The sequence below is a fragment of the Pandoraea faecigallinarum genome, from assembly GCF_001029105.3.
Lineage (GTDB): Bacteria > Pseudomonadota > Gammaproteobacteria > Burkholderiales > Burkholderiaceae > Pandoraea > Pandoraea faecigallinarum.
Genome location: NZ_CP011807.3, coordinates 4,010,144 through 4,032,985, shown reverse-complemented (window position 1 = coordinate 4,032,985; position 22,842 = coordinate 4,010,144). Strand labels below are relative to the sequence as shown.

16 protein-coding genes are annotated in these 22,842 nt (G+C 63.2%); 10 read left to right on the top strand and 6 right to left on the bottom strand.

The window, feature by feature from the left end; genetic code table 11:
* The first annotated feature begins 133 nt into the window (after positions 1-133).
* Complete coding sequence (locus tag AB870_RS17605) at positions 134-1,039, top strand: LysR family transcriptional regulator (RefSeq protein WP_237169980.1); 906 nt, start codon at positions 134-136, stop codon at positions 1,037-1,039.
* Here AB870_RS17605 and AB870_RS17600 read toward each other — a convergent pair.
* Entirely contained in the window at positions 1,026-1,895 is an 870-nt protein-coding gene (locus AB870_RS17600) for an MBL fold metallo-hydrolase (RefSeq protein ID WP_047905702.1), read from the bottom strand. The genes AB870_RS17605 and AB870_RS17600 overlap by 14 nt on opposite strands.
* Before the next feature lie 131 nt (positions 1,896-2,026).
* Here AB870_RS17600 and AB870_RS17595 point away from each other — a divergent pair, with 131 nt between their 5' ends.
* The 3 genes from AB870_RS17595 to AB870_RS17585 are packed head-to-tail and all read left to right on the top strand — an operon-like array spanning position 2,027 to position 3,334.
* Positions 2,027-2,404 (top strand): ArsR/SmtB family transcription factor, encoded by a 378-nt coding sequence (locus AB870_RS17595; RefSeq protein ID WP_047905701.1) that lies wholly within the window; start codon positions 2,027-2,029, stop codon positions 2,402-2,404.
* A gap of 31 nt (positions 2,405-2,435) precedes the next feature.
* Positions 2,436-2,915: a YeeE/YedE family protein gene (locus tag AB870_RS17590; RefSeq protein WP_047905700.1), complete on the top strand. Its 480-nt coding sequence runs from the start codon at positions 2,436-2,438 to the stop codon at positions 2,913-2,915.
* A complete protein-coding gene (locus AB870_RS17585) occupies positions 2,912-3,334 on the top strand; it encodes a YeeE/YedE family protein (RefSeq protein ID WP_047905699.1) in 423 nt (140 codons plus the stop codon). Before AB870_RS17590 ends, AB870_RS17585 begins: the two co-directional genes overlap by 4 nt.
* Positions 3,335-3,362: 28 nt before the next feature.
* On the opposite strand, the gene AB870_RS17580 is transcribed toward AB870_RS17585, so the two are convergent.
* Complete coding sequence (locus AB870_RS17580) at positions 3,363-4,697, bottom strand: MFS transporter (RefSeq protein WP_047908361.1); 1,335 nt, start codon at positions 4,695-4,697, stop codon at positions 3,363-3,365.
* A gap of 190 nt (positions 4,698-4,887) precedes the next feature.
* Positions 4,888-5,487 (bottom strand): GNAT family N-acetyltransferase, encoded by a 600-nt coding sequence (locus AB870_RS17575; protein ID WP_084663831.1) that lies wholly within the window; start codon positions 5,485-5,487, stop codon positions 4,888-4,890.
* Between the two features lie 940 nt (positions 5,488-6,427).
* Between AB870_RS17575 and AB870_RS17570 the strand changes: the two genes are divergently transcribed.
* A complete protein-coding gene (locus AB870_RS17570; RefSeq protein WP_047905698.1) occupies positions 6,428-6,718 on the top strand; it encodes an H-NS histone family protein in 291 nt (96 codons plus the stop codon).
* A 320-nt stretch (positions 6,719-7,038) separates the two neighbouring features.
* On the opposite strand, the gene AB870_RS17565 is transcribed toward AB870_RS17570, so the two are convergent.
* Entirely contained in the window at positions 7,039-8,313 is a 1,275-nt protein-coding gene (locus AB870_RS17565) for an ATP-binding protein (RefSeq protein ID WP_047905697.1), read from the bottom strand.
* 184 nt (positions 8,314-8,497) lie between these two features.
* A complete protein-coding gene (locus tag AB870_RS17555) occupies positions 8,498-9,217 on the bottom strand; it encodes a response regulator (RefSeq protein WP_084663829.1) in 720 nt (239 codons plus the stop codon).
* Between the two features lie 579 nt (positions 9,218-9,796).
* Between AB870_RS17555 and AB870_RS17550 the strand changes: the two genes are divergently transcribed.
* The 5 genes from AB870_RS17550 to AB870_RS17530 all read left to right on the top strand — a co-directional run bounded on the left by AB870_RS17550 (position 9,797) and on the right by AB870_RS17530 (position 20,418).
* The gene (locus tag AB870_RS17550; RefSeq protein ID WP_237169979.1) at positions 9,797-11,149 is read left to right on the top strand and encodes an MdtA/MuxA family multidrug efflux RND transporter periplasmic adaptor subunit; all 1,353 of its coding nucleotides are present in this window, start codon (positions 9,797-9,799) and stop codon (positions 11,147-11,149) included.
* Between the two features lie 115 nt (positions 11,150-11,264).
* Complete coding sequence (locus tag AB870_RS17545) at positions 11,265-14,471, top strand: MdtB/MuxB family multidrug efflux RND transporter permease subunit (RefSeq protein WP_047905694.1); 3,207 nt, start codon at positions 11,265-11,267, stop codon at positions 14,469-14,471.
* Positions 14,468-17,632 (top strand): multidrug efflux RND transporter permease subunit, encoded by a 3,165-nt coding sequence (locus AB870_RS17540; RefSeq protein ID WP_047905693.1) that lies wholly within the window; start codon positions 14,468-14,470, stop codon positions 17,630-17,632. Before AB870_RS17545 ends, AB870_RS17540 begins: the two co-directional genes overlap by 4 nt.
* A 190-nt stretch (positions 17,633-17,822) precedes the next feature.
* Positions 17,823-19,358 (top strand): efflux transporter outer membrane subunit, encoded by a 1,536-nt coding sequence (locus AB870_RS17535; protein WP_157112477.1) that lies wholly within the window; start codon positions 17,823-17,825, stop codon positions 19,356-19,358.
* 421 nt (positions 19,359-19,779) lie between these two features.
* Positions 19,780-20,418: a response regulator gene (locus AB870_RS17530; RefSeq protein ID WP_047905692.1), complete on the top strand. Its 639-nt coding sequence runs from the start codon at positions 19,780-19,782 to the stop codon at positions 20,416-20,418.
* 44 nt (positions 20,419-20,462) lie between these two features.
* Here the strand turns inward: AB870_RS17530 and AB870_RS17525 are convergent, their stop codons facing one another.
* Positions 20,463-22,685, bottom strand: coding sequence for an FUSC family protein (locus AB870_RS17525; protein WP_047905691.1), 2,223 nt, complete (start codon positions 22,683-22,685; stop codon positions 20,463-20,465).
* Positions 22,686-22,842: the final 157 nt, after the last annotated feature.

Below are 22,842 nucleotides of genomic sequence, written 5' to 3'. Positions count from 1 at the left end.
ATGGCACTCCTTGGGAAAACGTGTCGTTAAAAGCGTGACGATGAAGATCACGGCTTCAGTCTAGGGAGAGGTTTGACATCGGAAAAGCGGGAATATACGATTTCATCCATCGGTTTCATTAATGGATAGCGTTATGACGCCCGGATTCGATTTCGAGCAGTTGCGGACCTTCGTCGCGGTGGCCGAGGCGGGGAGTCTTTCGGCGGCCGCGCCACGCGTGTTTCTGTCGCAGTCGTCGGTGAGCGAGCAGATGCGCAAGCTCGAGGAGCGTGTCGGCGTGACGTTGTTCACGCGCGGCAAACAGGGCGTGTCGACCACACCGGCGGGCGAGCGTCTGCTCGGGCACGCGAGACAATTGATCGCGCAGTCCGAACATGCCTGGCACGATGTTCGCGGGTTCTCGCTTGCGGGAGAACTGCGCCTGGCGATTACGGATTACTTCCGTCCGGGCGAGGTCGCGCGCCTGCTGCGGTACCTGGGCACGGCATACCCGTCGCTGCGCATCCACGTCACGATCCTGAAAAGCGGTGTGATCGAGAGCGGTTACGACACCGGCGAATTCGACATCGGGTTGTCCATGCGGGTGCTCGGCAGGTCGCTCGGTCGCGATGCCGTGACAGGCACACGACCCCTCGGGCGCGAATCGCTCGATTGGGTGGCGGCGCCCGATTTCGTGCTGGACGTGCACGCGCCGTTACCGTTGCTGGTACTGCCGGATACGTGTGCACTGCATCGGTTCACCACGCAATGGCTCGACGAGCACGAAGTGCCGTACGCCATCGCCCATGTGGCGTCGGGTGTGGCGGGTTTGCAACTGGCATTGAATGCAGGGCTGGGTGTCGCGTGCCTGAACGCATCGGCGGCGGGGCCGTCGCTGGCACGTGTCGAAGCGTTGGTGCCGGGGCGACGTTTGCCCCCCTTGCCTGACGCCGAATTTCACCTGTTGCCCGCGCGTCGCGGTGAACCCGAGTGGGTCACGCGCGCGCGCGATGCGCTCGCCGAGCAGTTGGGCGCGCCGGCGGGACTTACAGCGCGTTGAGCGGGATTTTCAGATAGCGCGTGCCGTTTGCTTCCGGCGCGGGCATGTCGCCGGCGCGGATATTGACCTGCACGGCGGGCAGGATCAGCGTCGGCATGTCGAGCGTGCGATCGCGCGCTTCACGCATGGCGACGAACGCCGCTTCGTCGATGCCGTCATGTACGTGGATGTTCGCGCGGCGCTGTTCCCCCACGGTCGTTTGCCAGTGGGCGGGGCGTCCGGGCGGCGGGTAGTCGTGACACATGAACAGGCGGGTGGACGCCGGCAACGCGAGCAATCGGCGGATCGAACGGAACAGCGTGTGCGCATTGCCGCCGGGAAAGTCGCAGCGCGCCGTGCCCACGTCCGGCATGAAAAGGGTGTCGCCCACGAAGACGGCGTCGCCCACGCGATATGCCATGTCCGCAGGGGTATGCCCCGGCACGAACATCGCCTCGGCCTGCAATGCGCCGATGGCGAACGTTTCCCCGTCCTCGAAGAGATGATCGAACTGCGAGCCGTCGGGCGGCACGTCGGCGCCCAGATGAAATAGCTTCTTGAAGACGTGCTGCACGTCGCGGATGTGCGCGCCGATGGCGATGCGCCCGCCCACCCGTTCCTTGAGCCAGCGCGCCGACGAGAGATGGTCGGCGTGGGCATGTGTCTCCAGAATCCAGTCGACGGCGAGCCGTTGCGCAGCAACGAAGTCGAGTACGCGCTGCGCCGAACCCGTGTGCGTGCGGCCGGCCTTCGGATCGTAGTCGAGCACCGGGTCGATGATCGCTGCGTGCCCGCCCGGCGCATCGAATACGACATACGTCACCGTGGCGGTGGCGGTGTCGAAGAAGGCTTCGATGTGTGCTGGCGTGGCTGACATGACCGGCTCCTGCAAAAGTTTATCGATTCATATATTATAAATCAGTAAAGTGTCCGCGATATGTGTGACATCTCGCAAAGCGGCGCGACATCTCGTCGCGTCACGGCTTTCTGATTTGCATCGATCCTGCCATGCCACGAGCCACTGCGCTATCCCCCGTCGCCCCGCGCGCCGCCGCCGCGCTCCGAGACGATCGCCGCGCCGCGCCGCTCGACATTGCGCGCCTGCGTGCGGCCGCGCACGACGCGACGGCGTTGTTGCGTGCGCTTGCCAACGAAGACCGGTTGCTCATTCTGTGTCAGCTCACGCAGGGCGAATTGTCCGTGGGCGAACTCGAAGCGCAGCTCGACATCCGTCAACCCACGCTTTCCCAGCAACTCGCCGTGCTGCGCAGCGAAGCGCTCGTCACGACCCGGCGCGACGGCAAACGTATCTATTACGCCGTGGCCGACGCGGCGGTGCTTGCCGTGCTCGCGTGTCTCTACGACCAGTTCTGCCCGCAGGCCTGAAAGCCTGAAGGCGCCACAGGAGGTGTGCGTCATGACACTCGATACCCTTAACTTCACGCCGTGGGCGTCGCTCGCCGGCGGTGGGCTTGTCGGCGTTGCCGCCGTCTGGCTGATGCTGTCCTCGGGACGGATCGCCGGCATCTCCGGTATCGTGGGCGGTCTGTTGCGCCCGCGCTCGGGCGATATCGCATGGCGTGTCGCGTTCATCATCGGATTGATGGCGGCGCCATGGGCGTATCGCGCGGTGACCGTCGCGCCCGAAGCGCAGATCGATGCTAGTACGGCGATGCTCGTCGTCGCAGGCCTGCTCGTGGGCTTCGGCACGCGTCTGGGTTCGGGATGCACGAGCGGTCACGGCGTGTGCGGTCTGTCGCGATTGTCGTGGCGCTCGCTCGTCGCCACGCTGTGCTTCATGGCCACGGGGGTTCTGACTGTCTATGTCGTGCGTCATGTCCTGGGTCATGTCCTGGGTCATGTCTTGGGTATCGCCGGCGCGGGAGGTTCGGTATGACAAAGGTGCTTTTCGCGTGGATCGGCGGGCTGGTCTTCGGACTGGGGCTGATGCTCGCTGGCATGGCGAATCCCACGAAAGTGCTCGGCTTTCTCGACGTCGCCGGCCGGTGGGACCCCTCGCTCGCGTTCGTGATGGGCGGCGCGGTGGCCGTCGGTCTGGTCGGGTTTCGGCTGGCGCGTTCGCAGGCGCTGGCATGGACGGGTGAGCCGCGCGTCTGGCCCGCGTTGCGCGGACTTGATCGCCGACTGGTCATCGGCGCGCTGCTCTTCGGTGTCGGCTGGGGACTCGCGGGCATTTGCCCCGGCCCGGCATGGGTGCTGCTCGGGGCGGGCTCGGACAAGGCGCTGCTCTTCGTCGTTGCCATGATCGTCGGCATGGCGCTGCATGCCGTCGTCATCCGGCCGAACGCGAAGTAGCGTTCGCGTGTGTGTGCGCCGGCCGGTGTTAGTGCTTGCGCGCCAGTTCGGTGCCCGCGTCGGCCGGCAATCGACGCGTGACCGGAATCGACAACAGTGAAAAGAGGCCGATCACCAGAAAGGCCGGAAGGAAGTCGCCCGCTTCCAGTTGATCGTGGCCGGCCAGCCGGCTGCTCGCCTGCAAGACCATGCCCGAAATCGTCACTCCCAGCCCCAGCGACAATTGCTGAACCACGCTCGCCAGACTGGTGGCGCGGCTCGCGTCTTCGCTCGCAATGTCGGCGTAGACGATCGAGTTCAGGCAAGTGAATTGCAACGACGGGAAGAAGCCGCCGAATGCCACGACCGCGAGCATCACGATCACCGGCGTGTCGTGTGTGAAAAGCCCGTAAGATGCGAGCGCCAATCCTGCCAGTCCGGCGTTGACGATCAGCACCTGCCGGAAGCCGAACCTTGCCAGCACGCGTTGGGCGATCGCCTTCATGAAGATCGCGCCGAATGCCGATGCGCACGTGATCATGCCGGATTCGAACGGATCCATGTGCAGCCCTTCCTGCAACGCCAGAGGCAGCAGGAACGGCACGGCGCCCAGACCGATCCGGAAAAGCGATCCGCCGACGACGCTCGCGTGAAACGTCGGAATGCGCATCAGACGGAAGTCCAGCAGGGGCGCTTCGACGCGGTTGGCGTGCCGCCAGTACGCATACACGAATAGCGCGCCGACGGCGCACATGCCGATCACCACGGTGTCGCTCACCTGATGCTCGCCGATCATCGCGAGCCCCAGCATGAGCAGACCGCTGCCCAGTGCGGAGAGAACGAAGCCGAGGGTGTCGAGACGTCCGGCGTCGCCGCCGCGCTCGTTGTCGATGTACTTGCCCGCGAGGTAGATGCCCAGCAGGCTCACCGGAATGTTGATGAAGAAAATCCAGCGCCAGTGCAGGTAGGCGGTGATCGCACCGCCGAGCGGCGGGCCGATGACCGGACCGAGCAGCGCGGGCATCGTCAGGTAGCCGATGGCCTTGACCAGATCGTGCTTGGGCACCGCGCGGAAGATGACGAGGCGCCCGACCGGGACCATCATCGCGCCGCCCACGCCTTGCAGGAAGCGGGCGAACACGAACGTCGGCAACGAGAACGACACCGCGCACAGGAGCGACCCGGCCATGAAAATGCCGATGGCCGTGCGGAACACGTTGCGCGCGCCGAAGCGATCCGAGACCCAGCCGCAGATCGGGATGAAGATGCCGAGGCCGACCACGTACGCGGTCAGCGCCATCTTCAGTGAAATCGGGTCCTGATGGAGATCGCGTGCCATGGCGGGCAGCGATGTGGTGATCACCGTGGCGTCGATGTTCTCCATGAACAAGGCGCAGGCGATGATGAGCGGGATGATGACGGCGCGCGACACGATGGGGGAGACGGCTGGCGCAAAGAGTCGGATTCTCCCACGTTTTAAGCGAATGCTTCAATCGCGGAGGCGACGTTCGTCGCGTGTCTGCCGCCATTCGATGCCAGCGCGTGCCGCCTCAGTGCCGCGCCGGCGTGGCGGCTCAGGCCTTGAGCTCGTCGGCGTTCAGCCGGTACAGAACATGGCGACGCAGACGGTGGCCGGGGGGCACTAGCGGGTGCAGGAAGTCCTCGTCCGGGCAATGGCGCATGCCGATGCGCTGCATCACCGCGCGTGAACGGACGTTGGCAGGCACCGTAAAGGACACCAGATCGTCCATGCCCAAGGTATCGAACGCGTATCGGGCGGCGGCCGTGGCGGCCTCGGTTGCGTACCCCTTCGACCACCAGGCTCGCGCCAGACGCCAACCGATCTCCACCGCGGGCACGAACGGGGCGTCGAAGCCCACCCGCATCAGGCCGACGAACCCGGCGAACGGCGTGACGCCGGGGATTTCCATCGCCCAGGGGCCGAAGCCGTGTGTTTCGAGATGCTGCGCCAGGCGGTGGGCGACGGCATCGCTTTGTGCCCGGTCGAGGGAGGTGGGGAAATGCCGCATGACTTCACGATCGGCGTTGAGTGCGGCGAACAGCGGCAGATCGTCCGTGCGCCACTGACGCAGGATCGTGCGCGCGGTCGTGATCGTGGGAGCCTCGGTGTCGAAAGGCGAGGGTGAATGGGAAGCCGTCGTCGAGGTCGTCATGCGTTCAAATCCAAGGGGAAGCAACTCCAATGCCGATCGCGAATCGCAAAACTTCGGTAAATCAGCGAAAGCTTAATTGCACTGAAAAACCGTGACATATCACCCGTAAAGCCTCGCGGCACGGTGTTTTATGAGAATGGGTGGGGCGACGCGTTTGCCTATCTTACGAAATCTTTTTCCATTCGGGAAATGAGATTCCCGTATGAATTTGACGTATACGTCAATGCAATACGGCGGCGTACCCCGCGTCCTGATTTGTCCCTAACTTGACTGCCGGACGTTCTTCCGGTCGATAGGCGGCTGGGGAAGGTTGGGATGCCCGTCTCACCAAATCTCGATTTCGTCCCATCGCGTTCGGCCGCACGAACGTCACCGCGCGACATCCGGGCGTCAACTAGCGGTTGGTGAAATGCTGCAAAACCTCAAGTGAAATCCTCAAGCCGAGCTTATCCGTAAATTGCGGCGCGCCCATGAGAATTGTCCGAATGATTACGGTCGTTCGGATAACGGAGCAATCGCAATGCAATTAAATATTTGTGATCGTATATTCTGACGCGTCGAATGGCGCGGAAAATTGTGGCGTCGCGCCCGCGGCGAGCGAGGCGGAGAAAGCTTTCTCTATCTTGCAGCATGAGGCGTGAACTAATAGTGCCGCATGGAGTCCTGATCACCTGGCGGCGAATTCGGCACATATTTCCAGCGAATTGGGGGCCGCATCCGACGGGATATTGGTGGCGTAAGGCGGCGTATCGCCTTTGTGGATGTCGTGGTAATGACGGATTGATGCCCCGCTTCTGTGCATTTTCTGAAGTGTCTCTCGGACAATTCAATGCGATTTGTGTGCCCGCAGACTCATTTGCTGGAAATGCGGTTTTCAAATTATTAAAACTCGTGTTATTTTAAGTGGCGATCCACTTTTAACAATGTAAGGACACGCCAGATGGCAAGCTATAAGGAACTCATCGCGCAACGCGACAAAATCGAAAAGCAGATCGAAGAGGCCCGTGCCCGTGAAGTGGCCGAGGTCATTGCTGCGGTCAAACAGAAGATCCAGGAATACGAGCTTACGGCCAAGGATCTGGGCCTTGCCACCACGGACGGCCGTCGCCGCGCCGTTCGCGCTCAGATTGCACCGAAATACATGAATCCGGCCACTGGCGAAACGTGGTCGGGCCGTGGCCGTGCGCCGAAGTGGGTCGGTAAGAACAAAGAGAAATTCCTGATCAAGTAATTTGCCGGCACGCGCCGGACTGGCATTGCCGGTCACATGCCAGGGAGGTCGGGGAGCAGACATCGCTGTGTCTCACCGGCGCAGCGTGTTGCCATCTCCATCGCGTCCCTGCGAGCAGTAAAGCGCAGCCCAGTAGTCGCATTGCCCCCCAACCCGGATCGCCTGGCTGTGGCTTGATGTGATGCAGTGCCGTAAAAGACAAAACCCGCCGTTCGTTCATCGACGGCGGGTTTTTTCATTGCGTGAGAGTCGCGGTGTGTGGGTGGGGGTGTGTGCGGCTCGTCGTCCGGGTTTGGTCCGTCCCGCGCTTCGTCTTTTCTTTATTCCGCGCTCGGATCGTCGGGCAGGAACATCAGCGTGACCTGCAAGCCGCCTGACGGCCGGTTCGCGAAGGACACGCGTCCGCCCAACTGCTGCGTGAGCTTGTCCACGATGGCGAGCCCCAGACCGCAATGTGCATTGCCCCCACGCGCGGGGTCGAGCCGTACGAAGGGCCGCACGACGCGATTGATATCTTCATTCGGAATGCCTGGGCCGCTGTCCTCGATCACGAGCCGCCATCCGCTGGCGTCCTGAGATGTGCGGATCGCCAACGGCGCGCGCCCGTACGTCACGGCGTTATCGAGCAGATTGTTCACGATGCGTTCGAGATAGGTCTGACGCAGCTTGAAACCCGGTCCGGCCTGAAGATCGAGTTCGACCGCGTAGCCCTGATCGAGGAACGGCGCGGCCAATGCGGGAAGCCGCGCTTCGACCGGCGACGCCGCGCTGTCGAGCTCGATCCCACGGGCGAAGAGCAGGAACTGATCGACGATGCGCGTCATCGATTCGGCGTCGCGCGTGATGCCCTCGCTCATCTGTACATCTTCGATCATCTCCGCGCGCAGCCGCAGGCGTGCGAGCGGCGTCTTCAGGTCATGGGCAATACCGGCGAGCATCGTGTTGCGCTCACGGTCGGTCTGCACGATGTCCTGACTCATGCGATTGAAACGCTCGGTCAGCTGGCGAAGCTCCAGCGGACCGCGCTCCTTGACCTGCGTTCGAACGCGGTGGGTGGCCAGTTGCTCCGCGGCCGCGGCCATATCCCGCACGGGGCGTTGCAACTGCCAGGCAGCGAACAGTGCGAAGATGACGGTAATCCCGAGCACGGCCGCCAGCCCGGGCAGAATCGTGGCGGTGCCCGGCGGGTTGCGCACCGACAGTATCGGCGTGGCGATCCAGTAATCGCGGCCCGGCAGGCGGGCCCAGATACGTGGCGGCGGCGTATGCTCCACGCGAAGTTGAGTGCCGGCCGGCAGCCGGCGGGCAAGCTCGGTCGTCAGGCGCGCGCTCTTGTTGGTGGGTTCGAACACGTCGCCATGAGCGAACGAGACCGGCACGACCTGAACCAGATCCGGCAAGGTGAGGCTCGAATTGCCGTCGTGGACTTCCGATGCGGCCTTGATGATGAACGCCATCTGCTCCGCGGCGTTCTGCACGCGCGTCTCGTCGTGATCGCTGCGCAGGATCGTCAGATAGGAGAAATGACTGATGACCAGCGCGGCGATGATAAGCACCGCGAGCCGGCCGAACAAGGTATCGAAACGGCCTTTCATGCCGCGCTCCGCATCCGGGCCATGCGGCCCGCCCGGTGGACCGGGGCGACTGTCAACAATATCGGCTGCATGCCGGAGTCCTTGTCAGACCGGAAAGCGGCGTCTTCGAAGCGGATGAGGGCGACCCTACGCCGGTCATCGGCGCGGCGCGGCTCACACGTGCCGGGGGAGTCGTGCCGACGCATCAGCCGGCGGCCATGTCGGCGCGCTGGCCGTCGGGAACGAAGATGTAACCGCGCCCGCGCACGGTCTGGATGAAACGCGGGCTTTGCGCGTCTTCGTCGAGCAGGCGGCGCAAGCGCCAGATCTGCACGTCGATGCCGCGGTCGTTGACATCGCTGTCGGCACCATAGAGCAATTCGATGATGCGTTCTCGCGAAAGCACCTGCATGGCGTGGTTCACCAGCAGGCGCAGCAATCCGTATTCCCCGTCCGAGAGGGTCAGCAATTGTGCGTCGCGGGTGAGCGTGCGGCTGCGGAAGTCGAGCATAAACGGGCCGAATGCATAGTTTTCGCGCTGTTCGGGCACGGCAGCATCGGGCGTCTTGCGACGGCGCAGCACCGCGTTGATGCGCGCAAGCAGCTCGCGCGGGCTGAAAGGCTTGCCGAGATAGTCGTCGGCACCGATTTCCAGCCCGACGATGCGGTCGATCTCGTCGCTGCGCGCGGTGAGCAGGATCACCGGCACATCGTCGTTGCGCGCGCGCAAGTCGCGCAGGGCGGTGAGCCCGTCGACCTTCGGCATCATGAGGTCGAGCACGATCAGGGCGGGGCGCTCGCGCTCAAGGCGTGCGGCCAGCCCTTCGCCATCGTGCATGACGGCAACGGAGAAGCCATGGCGGCTCAAATACTCGCGCAGCAGGTCACGCAGATCGGGATCGTCGTCGACTACAAGAATCTTCATATTCGTTCGGACAGGTTGTGTCGTCATGATAGTGGCCTCCCTGCACGGCTTTGCACGTGTTTTGTTTCCGGAAATTACAGTCTTGGTTGTCTGTAACGATGCGTAATAATAGAGCGAGCTTCTCTTGCGCATGAATTACGCGCCGATTCGCCCGCCTCGCGTAAAGTTCGTTCTCTCGAACGGGCCCTCTGAAGCGCCTCTATATCAGAGGGTAAATCGCCCGCCCAATCGCACGTCTCACCTCACGGGAATGTCGCGGCCGGGCACGGCACGGTAAGGAACGGCAAGGCGACGCGCCACGTCGGCAGCCGTCGAGCCCGCACGAGTCGAGAACCTTTCGCGCGTGCGGCAGGTCTTTCAGCAGCGTCGGATATTTCCGAGCGCCAATACAGAGAAAGCTCTTGTAACAAGGCGTCCCGTCAACCTGTTACACCGGTCTGCTATGCTGATCAGCCGATGAGGCCTGTGCCGTCGCCCGGGGCATTCCGAGCGACTTGGCGCGCCGCAGCAATCCGACAAAAAAAGAACGTCGTCCGCATTGGGCGAATCCGCCAACTACTCCGCTGTTACGAGGAAGTCATGACCGAGCACGGTCCCCACGGTACCGAAAAACCGAACGGTTCTGAGCGTTCGCCTGCCCCGCAGACGCCGCCGATACCACCGGTTTCGACCTCTCCCGCGCCGTCGCGCACGCGCCGCTGGCTCGTGCCGGGCGTGATCGGGCTGATCGTCGTGCTCATCGCCGGGGGCGTTTATTACCGTCTGCATTCGCAAAACGCCGCAGGTCCGGCGCAGGCCGGCGGGCGTCGCGGCGGTCCCCCCGCGGGCATGGCCGGCGCGGCAACGCCGGTGACCGCGGTCGCGGCGAAAACGGGCGATCTGCCGGTTTTTCTCAACGGGCTGGGCACCGTCACCCCGACGCGCAGCGTCACCGTGCACTCGCGTGTGGACGGGCAGCTCATGAAGGTGCATTTCAAGGAAGGCGATCTCGTCAAGGCCGGGCAGTTGCTCGCGGAGATCGATCCGCGGCCGTTCCAGGTGCAGGTCACTCAGATGGAAGGTCAGTTGGCGCGCGATCAGGCGCTGCTCAAGAACGCCCAGCTCGACCTCGTCCGTTACGAAACGCTGCTCAAGCAGGATTCGATTGCAACGCAGACGGTCGACACGCAGCGCGCGCTCGTCAAGCAGTACGAGGGAACCGTCAAATCGGATCAGGGACAACTCGACAACGCGCGGCTGCAATTGACGTACGCCAGCGTCACGGCGCCGGTCTCGGGGCTGGCGGGGCTGCGACAGGTCGATCCGGGCAACATCATCCACGCTTCGGACACCAACGGTATCGTCATCATCAACGAAGTGACCCCGATCACCGTCGTCTATACGATTCCGGAAGACAACCTGCCGAAGGTGGTCAAGCGCACACGCGGTGGCGAGACGCTGCCCGTCGAAGCGTTCGACCGGGCCGGCAAGATCAAGCTGGCCGAAGGCAAGCTGGCGTCCATCGACAACCAGATCGACACGACCACGGGCACCGTCAAGCTCAAGGCGGAGTTCGCCAACCCGGACGGCATGCTGTTCCCGAATCAGTTCGTCAACGTGAAGATGCTCGTGGATACGCTCAAGGGTGTGACATTGATTCCGAGCGCAGCCGTGCAGCGCGGCACACAGGGCAGCTTCGTCTATACCGTGCAGCCGGATCAGACGGTCAAGCTCAAGACGGTGAAGCTCGGCCCGACCGATGGCACCAACACGGCCGTGGAATCGGGGATCGAGCCGGGCGAGAAGATGGTGATCGACGGCATGGACAAGTTGCGCGACGGCGCCAAGGTCGAAGTGATCACGGCCGAGAGCCGGGCCGCTGCCGTGGCGCCGCGTGCCCCGGGCGAAAAGCGCAGCGGCAATGGCGGCGGGCATCGCCGTCAGGGACAGTAAGGAGAAGCCAGGGGAAGACGGGCGCGCGCATGAGCGCCGCTTCCCGCCCCTGCGGCCCCTTCGTCGTGCTCACGCAATGCTCACGCCCCTAAAGAGACGCCCTTCAACGTAGCCAATGAATCCGTCCCGTCAGTTTATTCTCCGACCGGTCGCCACATCGTTGCTGATGTTGGCGATCCTGCTTGCCGGCTTTGTCGCCTACCGGCTGCTGCCGCTCTCGGCATTGCCGGAAGTCGACTATCCGACCATTCAGGTGGTCACGCTGTATCCGGGCGCGAGTCCGGATGTGATGACCTCGTCGGTCACGGCGCCGCTGGAGCGGCAGTTCGGTCAGATGCCGGGACTCAATCAGATGTCGTCGACCAGTTCGGGCGGGGCGTCGGTGATCACGTTGCAGTTCTCGCTGGATCTCGGGCTCGATGTTGCCGAACAGGAGGTGCAGGCCGCCATCAACAGCGCCAGCAATCTGCTGCCGAGCGACCTGCCGATGCCGCCGATCTACAACAAGGTCAACCCGGCGGACACGCCGATTCTGACGCTGGCGATCATGTCACGGACCATGCCGCTGCCCAAGCTTCAGGATCTGGTGGATACCCGCGTCGCGCAGAAGATCTCGCAACTGCCGGGCATCGGGCTGGTGAGCATCTCCGGCGGGCAGCGTCCCGCCGTGCGCATTCAGGTCAATCCCCGGGCGATTACGTCGTATGGCCTGAATATCGAAGACGTGCGCACGTCGATTGCGGCAGCCAACGTCAACCAGGCGAAGGGCAGTTTCGACGGACCGTTGCGCGCCTCGACCATCGATGCGAACGATCAGCTGGCCTCCGCCGACGAGTATCGGAATCTGGTCATTGCCTACAAGAACGGGGGGGCGATTCGCCTGTCGGACATTGCAGACGTCATCGACGGCGCGGAGAACACCAAACTCGCCGCCTGGGCCGATACCACGCCGGCCATCGTGCTCAATGTGCAGCGTCAGCCGGGGGCCAACGTGATCGAGACGGTCAACAAGGTCAAGGCGCTGTTGCCGCAGTTGCAGGCCGCGCTGCCCGGCAGTATCGACATGCAGTTGCTCACCGACCGCACCACCACGATCCGCGCGTCCGTCTCCGACGTCCAGTTCGAACTCATTCTTGCGGTCGCCCTCGTGGTGATGGTCATCTTCCTGTTCCTGCGCAATGTCTCCGCGACCATCATTCCGAGCGTGGCGGTGCCGCTCTCACTCATCGGCACCTTCGGCGTGATGTATCTCGCCGGCTTCTCGATCAACAACCTGACGCTCATGGCGCTGACCATTGCGACCGGTTTCGTGGTCGACGATGCCATCGTGATGATCGAGAACATCGCCCGCTACATGGAGCAGGGAGAAAAGCCGTTGCAGGCGGCGCTCAAGGGCGCCGAGCAAATCGGCTTCACCATCATTTCGCTCACGTTCTCGCTGATCGCCGTGCTCATTCCGCTGCTGTTCATGGGGGATGTCGTGGGGCGCCTGTTCCGCGAGTTCGCGATCACGCTGGCGGTATCGATCCTCATATCGGCTGTCGTCTCGCTGACCCTCACGCCGATGATGTGCGCCAAGCTTCTGCGGCATGTGCCGGAAGAGAAGCAGGGCAAGTTTTACCGCAAGACCGGCGAAATGTTCGATCGCATCATCGCGAAGTACGGCGAGTGGCTTACCTGGGTGCTCGACCGCCAGCCGGCCACGCTCCTTGTCGCGCTTGGCACGCTGGTGCTGACCGTGCTGCTTTACCTGTGGGTGCCCAAAGGTTTCTTTCCGGTGCAGGACACCGGCGTGATTCAGGGGATCTCCGAAGCGCCGCAGTCGATCTCGTTCGCGGCGATGGGCGAGCGCCAGCAGGCGCTGGTGGCAGCCGTTCTCAAGGACCCCGCGGTGCAATCCGTGTCGTCGTTCATTGGCGTGGACGGCGTGAACGCCACGCTCAATAGCGGACGTCTGCTCATCAACCTGAAGGACAAGGCGACGCGCGGGCTCGACGCCTCGGAGGTCATTCGCCGTACTCAGCCCGAAGTGGCGAAGGTGCCCGGCATCGCGCTTTACATGCAGCCGGTGCAGGACCTGACCATCGAGGACCGGATCAGCCGCACGCAGTATCAGTTCACGTTGCAAGACCCAAGTCTGGACACGCTGGGCGTCTGGGTGCCGAAGCTGGTCGAGAAACTGCAACATGTGCCGCAACTGGCGGATGTGACGAGCGATCTTCAAGTCAATGGCCTGCAAGCCTATGTGGAGATCGACCGGGATACGGCGAGCCGTCTGGGCGTCACGCCGGCGTCGGTCGACCAGACCCTTTACAGCGCTTTCGGGCAGCGTCTGATTTCGACGATCTATACGCAGGCGTCGCAGTACCGCGTGGTGCTGGAGGTGGCAAACGACTTCCAGCGCGGGCCGGACGCCCTCAAGGGCATTTATGTCGCCTCGTCGTCCGGCGTTCAGGTGCCGCTCACCTCGTTCGCGAAGATCGTGGAGAAGCCCACGCCGCTGGCGATCAACCATCAGGCACAGTTTCCGGCCGCGACGATTTCGTTCAACCTCGCCAAGGGGGCGTCGCTCGGTGAAGCCGTGAAGGCGATCACGCAAGCGGAGCAGGCCATTGGCCTTCCGGTGAGCACGCAAACGACGTTCCAGGGCGCTGCGCAGGCATTCCAGGCGTCTCTCTCCAACACGCTGTGGCTGATTCTCGCCGCTGTCGTGACGATGTACATCGTGCTCGGCGTGTTGTACGAGAGCTACATTCACCCGATCACGATTCTGTCCACACTGCCGTCGGCCGGGGTAGGGGCGTTGCTCGCGCTCATGGTCTCGGGCAACGACATCAGCATCATTGCGATCATCGGCATCATTTTGCTGATCGGTATCGTGAAGAAGAACGCCATCATGATGATCGACTTCGCGCTCGAAGCGGAGCGCGAGCACGGCATGGCGCCGCGCGAGGCGATCTATCAGGCCTGCCTGCTGCGTTTCCGTCCGATTCTCATGACGACGATGGCCGCGGTGCTGGGCGCACTGCCGCTCATGCTCGGCTCGGGCGTTGGCTCGGAGTTGCGTCAGCCGCTGGGTATCACGATGGTCGGCGGCTTGATGGTAAGTCAGGTGCTGACTCTTTTCACCACGCCGGTAATTTACCTGTGGTTCGACCGCTGGGCACTTCGCGCGCGGGCGTGGCGCGAGCGCCGCTTCGGCGCGTCGGACGGTGCATCGCACAGCGATCACGACGGCCCCGGGGGTAGCGGCGGTAGCGGGGGTAGCGGGGGTACCAGTGGCCCGGCAGGGGCAGCCACGACGGACGGCCCCGCACGATGAACCTGTCGGCCGTCTTCATCAAGCGCTCGGTCGCTACCGTTCTGCTCACCGTCGGGGTGACGCTGGCGGGTATCGTCGCCTTCGGGCTGTTGCCCGTCTCGCCGCTTCCGCAGGTCGACTTCCCGACGATCTCCGTCTCGGCGTCGCTGCCCGGCGCGAGTCCCGAAACCATGGCCGCAAGCGTGGCCACGCCGCTGGAGCGTTCGCTCGGACGTATTGCAGGCGTGACGGAAATGACGTCGAACAGTACGCTGGGCTCGACGCGCATCACGCTGCAATTCGACCTTTCGCGCGACATCAACGGGGCCGCGCGCGACGTGCAGGCGGCGATCAATGCCGCGCGCAGCCTGTTGCCGACGGGGCTGCCGAGCAACCCGACCTATCGCAAGGTGAACCCGGCCAGCGCGCCGGTGATGATTATCGCGCTGACGTCGGAGAGCATGACGCGCGGGCAGATGTACGATGCGGCGTCCACCATCCTCGCGCAGAAAATTTCGCAACTTGAAGGCGTGGGCGACGTGACCGTCGGTGGCAGTTCGTTGCCGGCGGTACGTGTGGAACTCAATCCCACGGCGCTCAACAAGTATCAGATTCCACTGGAGACAGTGCGCACGGCGATCCAGTCCGTCAACGCGAACCGTCCGAAAGGCGCGCTCGAAGACGGTGACCGGCGCTGGCAGATTCTTGCCAACGATCAGGCGAAGACGGCCAAGGAGTATCTGCCGGTGATCGTCAGCTATCAGGATGGCCGCCCGGTGCGGCTGTCCGACATCGCGGATGTGGTCGATTCGGTGCAGGACCTGCGTAACGCAGGCTCGGCGAACGGCAAGCCGTCGGTGCTGCTGATCATCACGACACAGCCCGGCGCGAACATCATCCAGACGGTCGACGGCATCAACAGAATTCTGCCGAATCTGCGGGCGTCGATTCCGGCGGCGATCAACCTCGACGTCGTGATGGACCGCACGCCGACGATCCGCGCCTCGCTCAAGGAGGTCGAGCGCACGCTGCTGATCTCGATCGCGCTCGTCATCATGGTCGTCTTCATCTTCCTGCGGAACTGGCGCGCGACGCTGATTCCGAGCGTGGCGGTGCCGGTCTCGCTGATCGGCACGTTCGGGGTGATGTATCTGTGCGGTTTCAGTCTCGACAATCTCTCGCTCATGGCGCTGACCATTGCGACCGGCTTCGTTGTCGACGACGCCATCGTCGTGCTCGAGAATATCTCGCGGCATATCGAGGAGGGGCTGAGTCCATTCGCAGCGGCGCTCAAGGGCACGCGCGAAGTCGGCTTCACCGTGCTGTCGATGAGCATTTCGCTGGTCGCCGTGTTCATACCGTTGCTGCTCATGGGCGGTATCGTCGGGCGCCTGTTTCGGGAGTTTGCGGTGACGCTGTCCGCGGCGATCATGGTGTCGCTGGTCGTCTCGCTGACGACCACGCCGATGATGTGTGCTCGCCTGCTCAAGGGCAAGCCGGCGCCGGGCGTGCCCGCAGGCACCGCACCGCTCGCCCCCGAGCCGCCGAAGCGAGCTTCGATATGGACGCGCGCGGGCGACTGGACCGAGCGCATGTTCGAAGCGATGTTGCGCGAGTATGAGCGTTCGCTCGCCTGGGCACTGCGACACGGACCGCTCATGTTACTGATTCTGCTGGCGACGATCTGCCTGAATGTCTGGCTCTATATGGTGGTGCCCAAAGGCTTCTTCCCGCAGCAGGACACCGGACGGATGATCGGCTTCATTCAGGCCGATCAGGCGATCTCGTTCCAGGCGATGGAGAAAAAGCTCGCGGATTTCATCAAGATCGTGCAGGCGGACCCCGACGTCGCGACGGTGACGGGCTTCACCGGCGGGTCGAACCGCAACGGCGGATCGATGTTCGTCACCCTCAAGCCGTTGGGCGAGCGCAAGTTGACGGCCGATCAGGTGATCGCGCGTCTGCGGGGCAAGCTGGCGAAGGAGCCGGGCGCGATGCTGTATCTGCAATCGGTGCAGGACATCCGGGTCGGGGGGCGCTCAAGCAACGCGCAATATCAGTACACGTTGCAGGCCGATGACCTTCAGCAGTTGCGCGAATGGGAGCCGAAGGTGCGCAACGCGATATCCCGTCTGCCGGACCTCGCCGACGTGAATACGGACCAGCAGGACAAGGGGCTGCAAACGACGCTGGACATCGATCGCGATCAGGCGTCGCGCCTCGGGTTGACGATGAGCCAGATCGACAACGTGCTCAACGACGCGTTCGGCCAGCGCCAGGTCTCGACCATCTACAACCCGCTCAATCAGTACAAGGTAGTGATGGAGGTGGCGCCGCAGTGGTGGCAAAGTCCGGAATCGCTCAAGGATATTTACGTCGTGACGTCCGCGGGCGCGCAGGTGCCGCTCTCGGCGTTTGCGCGTTACCGGCCGACGAACACGGCGCTGGGCGTTTCGCATCAGGGGCAGTTCGCCGCCAGTACGATTTCGTTCAATTTGCCGGCGGGCGTGTCGCTCTCGCAGGCGCAGGCGTCCATCAACGACGCGGTGAGCCGGCTCGGTATGCCGACCTCGGTGCAGGGCAGTTTCCAGGGCACGGCGCAGGCGTTCCAGTCCGCGCTGTCGTCCCAGCCGATTCTGATTCTCACGGCGTTGTTGACGGTGTATATCGTGCTGGGCGTGCTCTATGAGAGCTATATCCATCCGCTGACGATTCTCTCGACGTTGCCGTCGGCCGGCGTGGGCGCCTTGCTTGCATTGCTGCTGTTCAATACCGAGTTCAGCATCATTGCGCTGATCGGGGTAATTTTGCTGATCGGTATCGTGAAGAAGAATGCCATCATGATGATCGACTTCGCGCTCGACGCGGAGCGGCGTCAGAATCTGCCGCCGCGCGAGGCGATCTTCCAGGCGTGTGTGCTGCGTTTTCGTCCGATCATGATGACGACGATGGCCGCCATGCTCGGGGCGATTCCCCTGGCGCTGGGAACGGGCGACGGAGCGGAACTGCGTCAGCCGTTGGGCATTTCGATCGTGGGCGGCCTGCTGGTGAGTCAGGTGCTCACGCTTTACACCACGCCGGTCGTGTATCTGTATCTGGATCGCGTGCGCCTGCGCTGGGCGCGGTGGCGCGCGCGCGCCCAGACCGGCCACAGCGACGTCGGGGAGGTCGGCCATGGGTGATCCGATCCGTCGCGCGGCGCGCGACATCCATGGCTCGCCGCGGGCTACTGCGTCATCTGCGTCGTCTGTCCTGTCTTCCGAAACTTCTGTCGCGGCCGATGAGCCGATGTGTGCCATGTCCCGTACCCTGAATCGTCAAGTCGCCAGCATGCCTTCTCAAACGGCCGTCGCCGCGAGCAAGGGGCGAGGCATGGGGAGGTCGCCGCGCCTGCGCCGCTCGGCAACGTTTCTTGCGGCAAGCGCTGTGCTCTGGCTCGCCGGATGCGCGCTGGGGCCGGACTATGTCCGCCCGGAGATCGATACGCCCGCCGCGTTCAAGGAAACCGGCGACTGGAAGCTGGCCGAGCCGAGCGATGCTCTCGCCAAGGGCGACTGGTGGGCGATCTATCAGGACCCGGTGCTCTCCGGGCTGATGAATCAGGTCGATATCAACAACCAGAACATCAAAGTGGCCGAAGCCAATTACCGGCAGGCGCTCGCGGTCGCTTCGCAGGCGCGTTCGGCATTCTTTCCGACCATCGGCGCCGATGCCGGTGTGACGCGCAGCAGTTCGCGTGTGAGCAACACGGCAGTCAGCGGATCGGGGGTTGGCGGGATCTCGAACAGCTACAGCCTGTCGGGTACGGCGAGCTGGGAACCGGACATCTGGGGCAGCGTACGCCGCTCCGTCGAGGCGGGCAATGCCAGTGCCGAAGCCAGTGCGGCGGATTTGGCAAACGCGCGTCTGTCGGCGCAAGCCCTGCTTGCACAGAACTACTTCGACCTGAGAGTGACGGACGAGCAAAAAGCACTGCTCGAACGCACTGTCGCGGCGTACGAGCAAACGCTCAAGCTGACCCAGAATCAGTACGCGGTGGGCGTTGCACAGCGCTCGGACGTGATCCAGGCGCAGACGCAATTGCAACAGGCGCAGGCGTCCGCGCTGGACATCGAAGTCACCCGTGCGCAACTGGAGCACGCCATTGCCCTGCTCGTGGGTAAGGCGCCCGCGGCTTTCTCGCTGACGCCCATGCCGTTGCGCGCCGCGCTGCCGCCGGTGCCCGTGAGCCTGCCGTCGCAGTTGCTGGAGCGTCGTCCGGACATTGCGTCGGCCGAGCGTTCGGTCGTGGCGGCGAACGCGAAGATCGGCGTCGCGAAAGCGGCATTTTTCCCCACGCTCTCGCTCTCGGCGACGGGCGGGTTCCAGAGCAACAGCTTTGCCGACTGGCTCACGTTGCCGAGCCGCTTCTGGTCGGTTGGCCCGGCACTGGCGGCGACGCTTTTCGACGGTGGCCTGCGCCGTGCGCAAACCGATGCCGCCATCGCCGCTTACGATGCGCAGGTTGCGACCTACCGTCAGACGGTGCTCACGGCGTTCCAGGCTGTCGAGGACAATCTCGCGGCGCTGAACTATCTGGGACGCGAGGCGGCCGTGCAGAATCAGGCCGTGCAATCGTCGCGCGAGGCGGCGCAACTCATTCTCAATCAATACAAGGCCGGCACCGTCGGATTCCAGAACGTACTTACGGCACAGGCGACGGCGTACGCTGCGGAGCGGACGGCGCTGACCATTCTCGGCCGTCAGTTCACGGCGAACGTATTGCTTGTGACCGCACTTGGCGGTGGCTGGCATGGCCTGCCCGCAGAGGGCGGCGCAACCAGTGACGTAGCAGGTGGTGCGGCAAGCGGTGGCGCAAGTGGTGCGCCGGGCGAGGCGGGCGCGTCTGCTGTCGCCGCGCAGGAATGACTACGCATATTCCGAGGCTCCGAGGGAGCCGATCATCAAATCCGGCGCCGGTGTTTAAGGTAATTCCGACTTTCTAATTCGGAATGCCCGACACCGGCGTCGCGAATCTTCCGAATGCCGGTGACGCGAGTAGCACAAACTTCGTCAATGCGCGTCTGTGCAATTTCACCTCTGTGCGAGTCCCGTCAAGCGGTTAGGGCGCAGTACCCGCTCTATCGGGCAGCATGCGGGCTTCGCGCCGGTTGACCACGCTGCGTGGCAAGCCGGGGATTCCGCGCGACTATGTGATGTTTCCCAATGGGTTGGCATGAACCCTTTTTGCCAGAATGGACCCGCTTCGTTGTGACGGCCGGCGCGAAGCACCGTGCCAGCGGCGCGGTCATCGCGGCCTGCAAACGACGAATAGAAAAGGGGGCAAAGGATGACGATCAATGTCGTGGTCGCGGACGACCATCCGATTGTGCGCTTTGGCATACGGCGTCTGCTCGAAGAGCGGGAGATGATCCATCTGGTCGGGGAGGCCGGAAATTCGTCGGAACTGGTGAACCTGCTGGCCAGAGCGCCATGCGACATTCTGGTGACCGATTTTTCCATGCCGGGGGGCAACTTCAAGGACGGACTGTTTCTCATCGGCTACGTCCGCCGATATTTTCCGCAGATCAAGATCATCGTCGTGACCATGCTGGAGAATCTTGCGATTCTGCGCGGCATGCTGAAGCTCGGTGTCCATTCGATTCTCTCGAAGCTCGACGAACAGAGTTCGATCGCCGACATCGTATGTGTGGTCGCCGACGGCAGTCGCTACATTCCCGCCGGGCTGGCCACGCGCTTGCACGATTCGGTGGTCGACGACGCGGAGATCGATGCGTCGAAGCTCTCGGGGCGCGAAGTCGAAGTGGTGCGGCTGTTCGTGTCGGGACTGACGATCAGCGAAATCGCATTTCAGCTAAGCCGCAGCGTCAAAACCGTCAGTTCGCAGAAAACCAACGCCATGCGCAAACTGGGGCTGGATCGCGACGTCGATCTCTACCACTACGCTACGCGCTCGGGCATTACCTGACCCGTCGCCGTCGCCGGCGCCGGTCCTGTCCGACTGGGGCGCGCTCAGGCGGGCAGGCGAATTGCCCGCATGTCGCGCAAAATCAACTCACCCGCACGCAGCATCTGCTTGAGTTGATGCACCACCTGCTTGATTTCCTGGATGTGGGCATCGGCGGCGTCGGGCTGTTGCTCCTGTTCGACGACAAGGGCGTCCAGCCGTCGCGTGTAATCGCGCATGGCCTCGGTTGCCGCCTGCGTGTCCGTCGGGACGGACGCCGCAGGCGCGGCGACCGCCTGAGAAAGCAGATCGCTAATGGCGGCCACGACCTGTCCGAGTTCTCCGCTCTTGTCCGCCGCGATCTGACGAGGCAGCACGTCCGACATCCCTGTGATGTACGACGCCATCACGTGGTTTTGCACCAGCAAATCGTTGAGTTCGGCCACCGCGACCTGTTTGGACTTCGGTTCGAGCATCATCCGCTTGAAGGCGGCGCCGAAATTTCCGAACGCGATATGCATATCCTTGCGCGCCATCCGGTAGGCGAAGTCGTCGCGCTTGCCTTCGAGCCCGGCACACGATTCCAGATACGTGCGCGTGGACTGAACGGCGTTGCGAATCAGCGGCCCCATGAGGCGGTATTCCCAGTACGGGAACAAATACGAGCAGACCAGCGCGATGGCCGAGCCGATCAGCGTATCGACGGCGCGCTCGCCAATGACCGAAAGCGAACCGGGTAGAAGAAAGTGGAACAGCAACAGGACGTAAGACGACATGAACACGACCGACAGTCCGTAGTTGAACAGGGACAGACTGTTGCCCATGACCATGCAGAAGAACATGAGCGCGAGCAGGATCCATGCCTTGTGCACGAACGAGAGGATGACGAGCACGCTCACACATCCCAGAAGCGTGCCGGTCAACCGCTGCGCGTTCTTCTGCTTCGTCAGGCTGAAGCCGGGCTTCAGGATCACGATGATCGTGAGCAATACCCAGTAGCTGTGGTCCTGCCCGGCGAGCAACGACCAGTTTTCGCAGATGAGCAGGCCTGCCGAGATGGCAATCGTCACGCGCAACGCGTGACGGAAACTCGGCGACGAAAACGTCAGGTTTTTCCATAACAATTTCGGCGAAAAGCTCTGTCGCGACGTAAAGCGCACGAGCGCCTGGTCGATCTGCATCTCCGTCGCGTTGCCGGCCGTGGTCACGTCCGTGTTGCGATGCATGCGCTCCACGATGCGCGTGGTGCTCCATACACGACGGAAGGTACTCGTCAGCGCCTGATAGGCCTCGGGCGAGCGCTGCTGGAGCGACTGCTTGCGCATGAGTTCGATTTCGTACTCGATGGCCCGGAACTCGGCGCGCCAGCTGCGCTGGGCGCGTGACGGCTCGTTTGTGGCAATGGCGTAACCGATGGCATCCACTTCGATCGCGATCTTGCGAATCATGTCGCGAAAGAACAGAAGCACGTCGTTGCTGGCGAACTCGCGGCGCAGCATGGGGTAGTCGGTGTGCACCGAGACCACCGTCTCATGCAGGTCCACGATGTTGATGAACAGATTGAACAGCATCGTGCGGCGCGGTTCGAGCGCCCCGATCCGCAGACGCGGCAAATTTCGCAAGATGATTTCGCGCGCCGCCTGCTGCTTTTCCACCACGTTGACCTGCGCCGCGATCAGACGGCGGTAGCAGGCGTCGATGTCGGTCGACGTATCGTAAAAGGCGGCCTTGGCCTCAAGATATTCCGAGGTGACGAAGAAGCATTCGGCCAGTGTCTGCTGCTCGATCCGAAACCACCAGATACGGCAGACGAACAAACTGAAGTAGGTGTACCAGAGCCCGCCCGCAAGTACAGCCCCGGCATCGAGAACCGCTTGATGACGCGTGAGGTCGGCCTCGACATTGAGGACCATCATCATCAGGCACGCGAAGCTCACGAGCGATGCGCGAAAACCGTAGACGACGAGCATGGACAGGCCGAACGTCAGAATCAGCGACGTGAGCCAGAGTTGCCAGGGCTGTGCCGCCGTGGCCATACCGGTGATGAGCACGGTCAGGGCGCCGAGCAGCGTGCAACTGAGCAGTTCGGTATGTTTGTGGCGCAGCGGTCCGTTGATGTCGACCACGCTCGCGCACAGGGCGCCGGAGGCGACCTCGATGCCGAGCAGGTGCTGATCCATCCCCCAGAACAGGACGAGCGCGGGCAGGATGACGCCGACTGCCTGCCGGGTGCCACTGAAAAAGTAATGGCTATATAGGAACTTCTTGATATCGGTCTGGTAGTCCATGCGTCGGGTGCGAGGGTTCCGCAGCAAAGCCGGCCGCGCCATGGGGTAACGCGCGGCGCAGTGAGAGTCTAGCTGAACGCCTGCGTGCCGCGAAGTGGGGATACTGCCCGTTACACGCTAGGCGCCGGCCGCCGGCCCGCTGGCGCAAAGCGGATGG

Bases quoted from the DNA above. Each gene is read 5' to 3' on its own strand.
- AB870_RS17605 (WP_237169980.1), top strand. From the start codon at position 134: ATGACGCCCGGATTCGATTTCGAGCAGTTGCGGACCTTCGTCGCGGTG.
- AB870_RS17600 (WP_047905702.1), bottom strand. From the start codon at position 1,895: ATGTCAGCCACGCCAGCACACATCGAAGCCTTCTTCGACACCGCCACC.
- AB870_RS17595 (WP_047905701.1), top strand. From the start codon at position 2,027: ATGCCACGAGCCACTGCGCTATCCCCCGTCGCCCCGCGCGCCGCCGCC.
- AB870_RS17590 (WP_047905700.1), top strand. From the start codon at position 2,436: ATGACACTCGATACCCTTAACTTCACGCCGTGGGCGTCGCTCGCCGGC.
- AB870_RS17585 (WP_047905699.1), top strand. From the start codon at position 2,912: ATGACAAAGGTGCTTTTCGCGTGGATCGGCGGGCTGGTCTTCGGACTG.
- AB870_RS17580 (WP_047908361.1), bottom strand. From the start codon at position 4,697: ATGGAGAACATCGACGCCACGGTGATCACCACATCGCTGCCCGCCATG.
- AB870_RS17575 (WP_084663831.1), bottom strand. From the start codon at position 5,487: ATGACGACCTCGACGACGGCTTCCCATTCACCCTCGCCTTTCGACACC.
- AB870_RS17570 (WP_047905698.1), top strand. From the start codon at position 6,428: ATGGCAAGCTATAAGGAACTCATCGCGCAACGCGACAAAATCGAAAAG.
- AB870_RS17565 (WP_047905697.1), bottom strand. From the start codon at position 8,313: ATGAAAGGCCGTTTCGATACCTTGTTCGGCCGGCTCGCGGTGCTTATC.
- AB870_RS17555 (WP_084663829.1), bottom strand. From the start codon at position 9,217: ATGAAGATTCTTGTAGTCGACGACGATCCCGATCTGCGTGACCTGCTG.
- AB870_RS17550 (WP_237169979.1), top strand. From the start codon at position 9,797: ATGACCGAGCACGGTCCCCACGGTACCGAAAAACCGAACGGTTCTGAG.
- AB870_RS17545 (WP_047905694.1), top strand. From the start codon at position 11,265: ATGAATCCGTCCCGTCAGTTTATTCTCCGACCGGTCGCCACATCGTTG.
- AB870_RS17540 (WP_047905693.1), top strand. From the start codon at position 14,468: ATGAACCTGTCGGCCGTCTTCATCAAGCGCTCGGTCGCTACCGTTCTG.
- AB870_RS17535 (WP_157112477.1), top strand. From the start codon at position 17,823: ATGGGGAGGTCGCCGCGCCTGCGCCGCTCGGCAACGTTTCTTGCGGCA.
- AB870_RS17530 (WP_047905692.1), top strand. From the start codon at position 19,780: ATGACGATCAATGTCGTGGTCGCGGACGACCATCCGATTGTGCGCTTT.
- AB870_RS17525 (WP_047905691.1), bottom strand. From the start codon at position 22,685: ATGGACTACCAGACCGATATCAAGAAGTTCCTATATAGCCATTACTTT.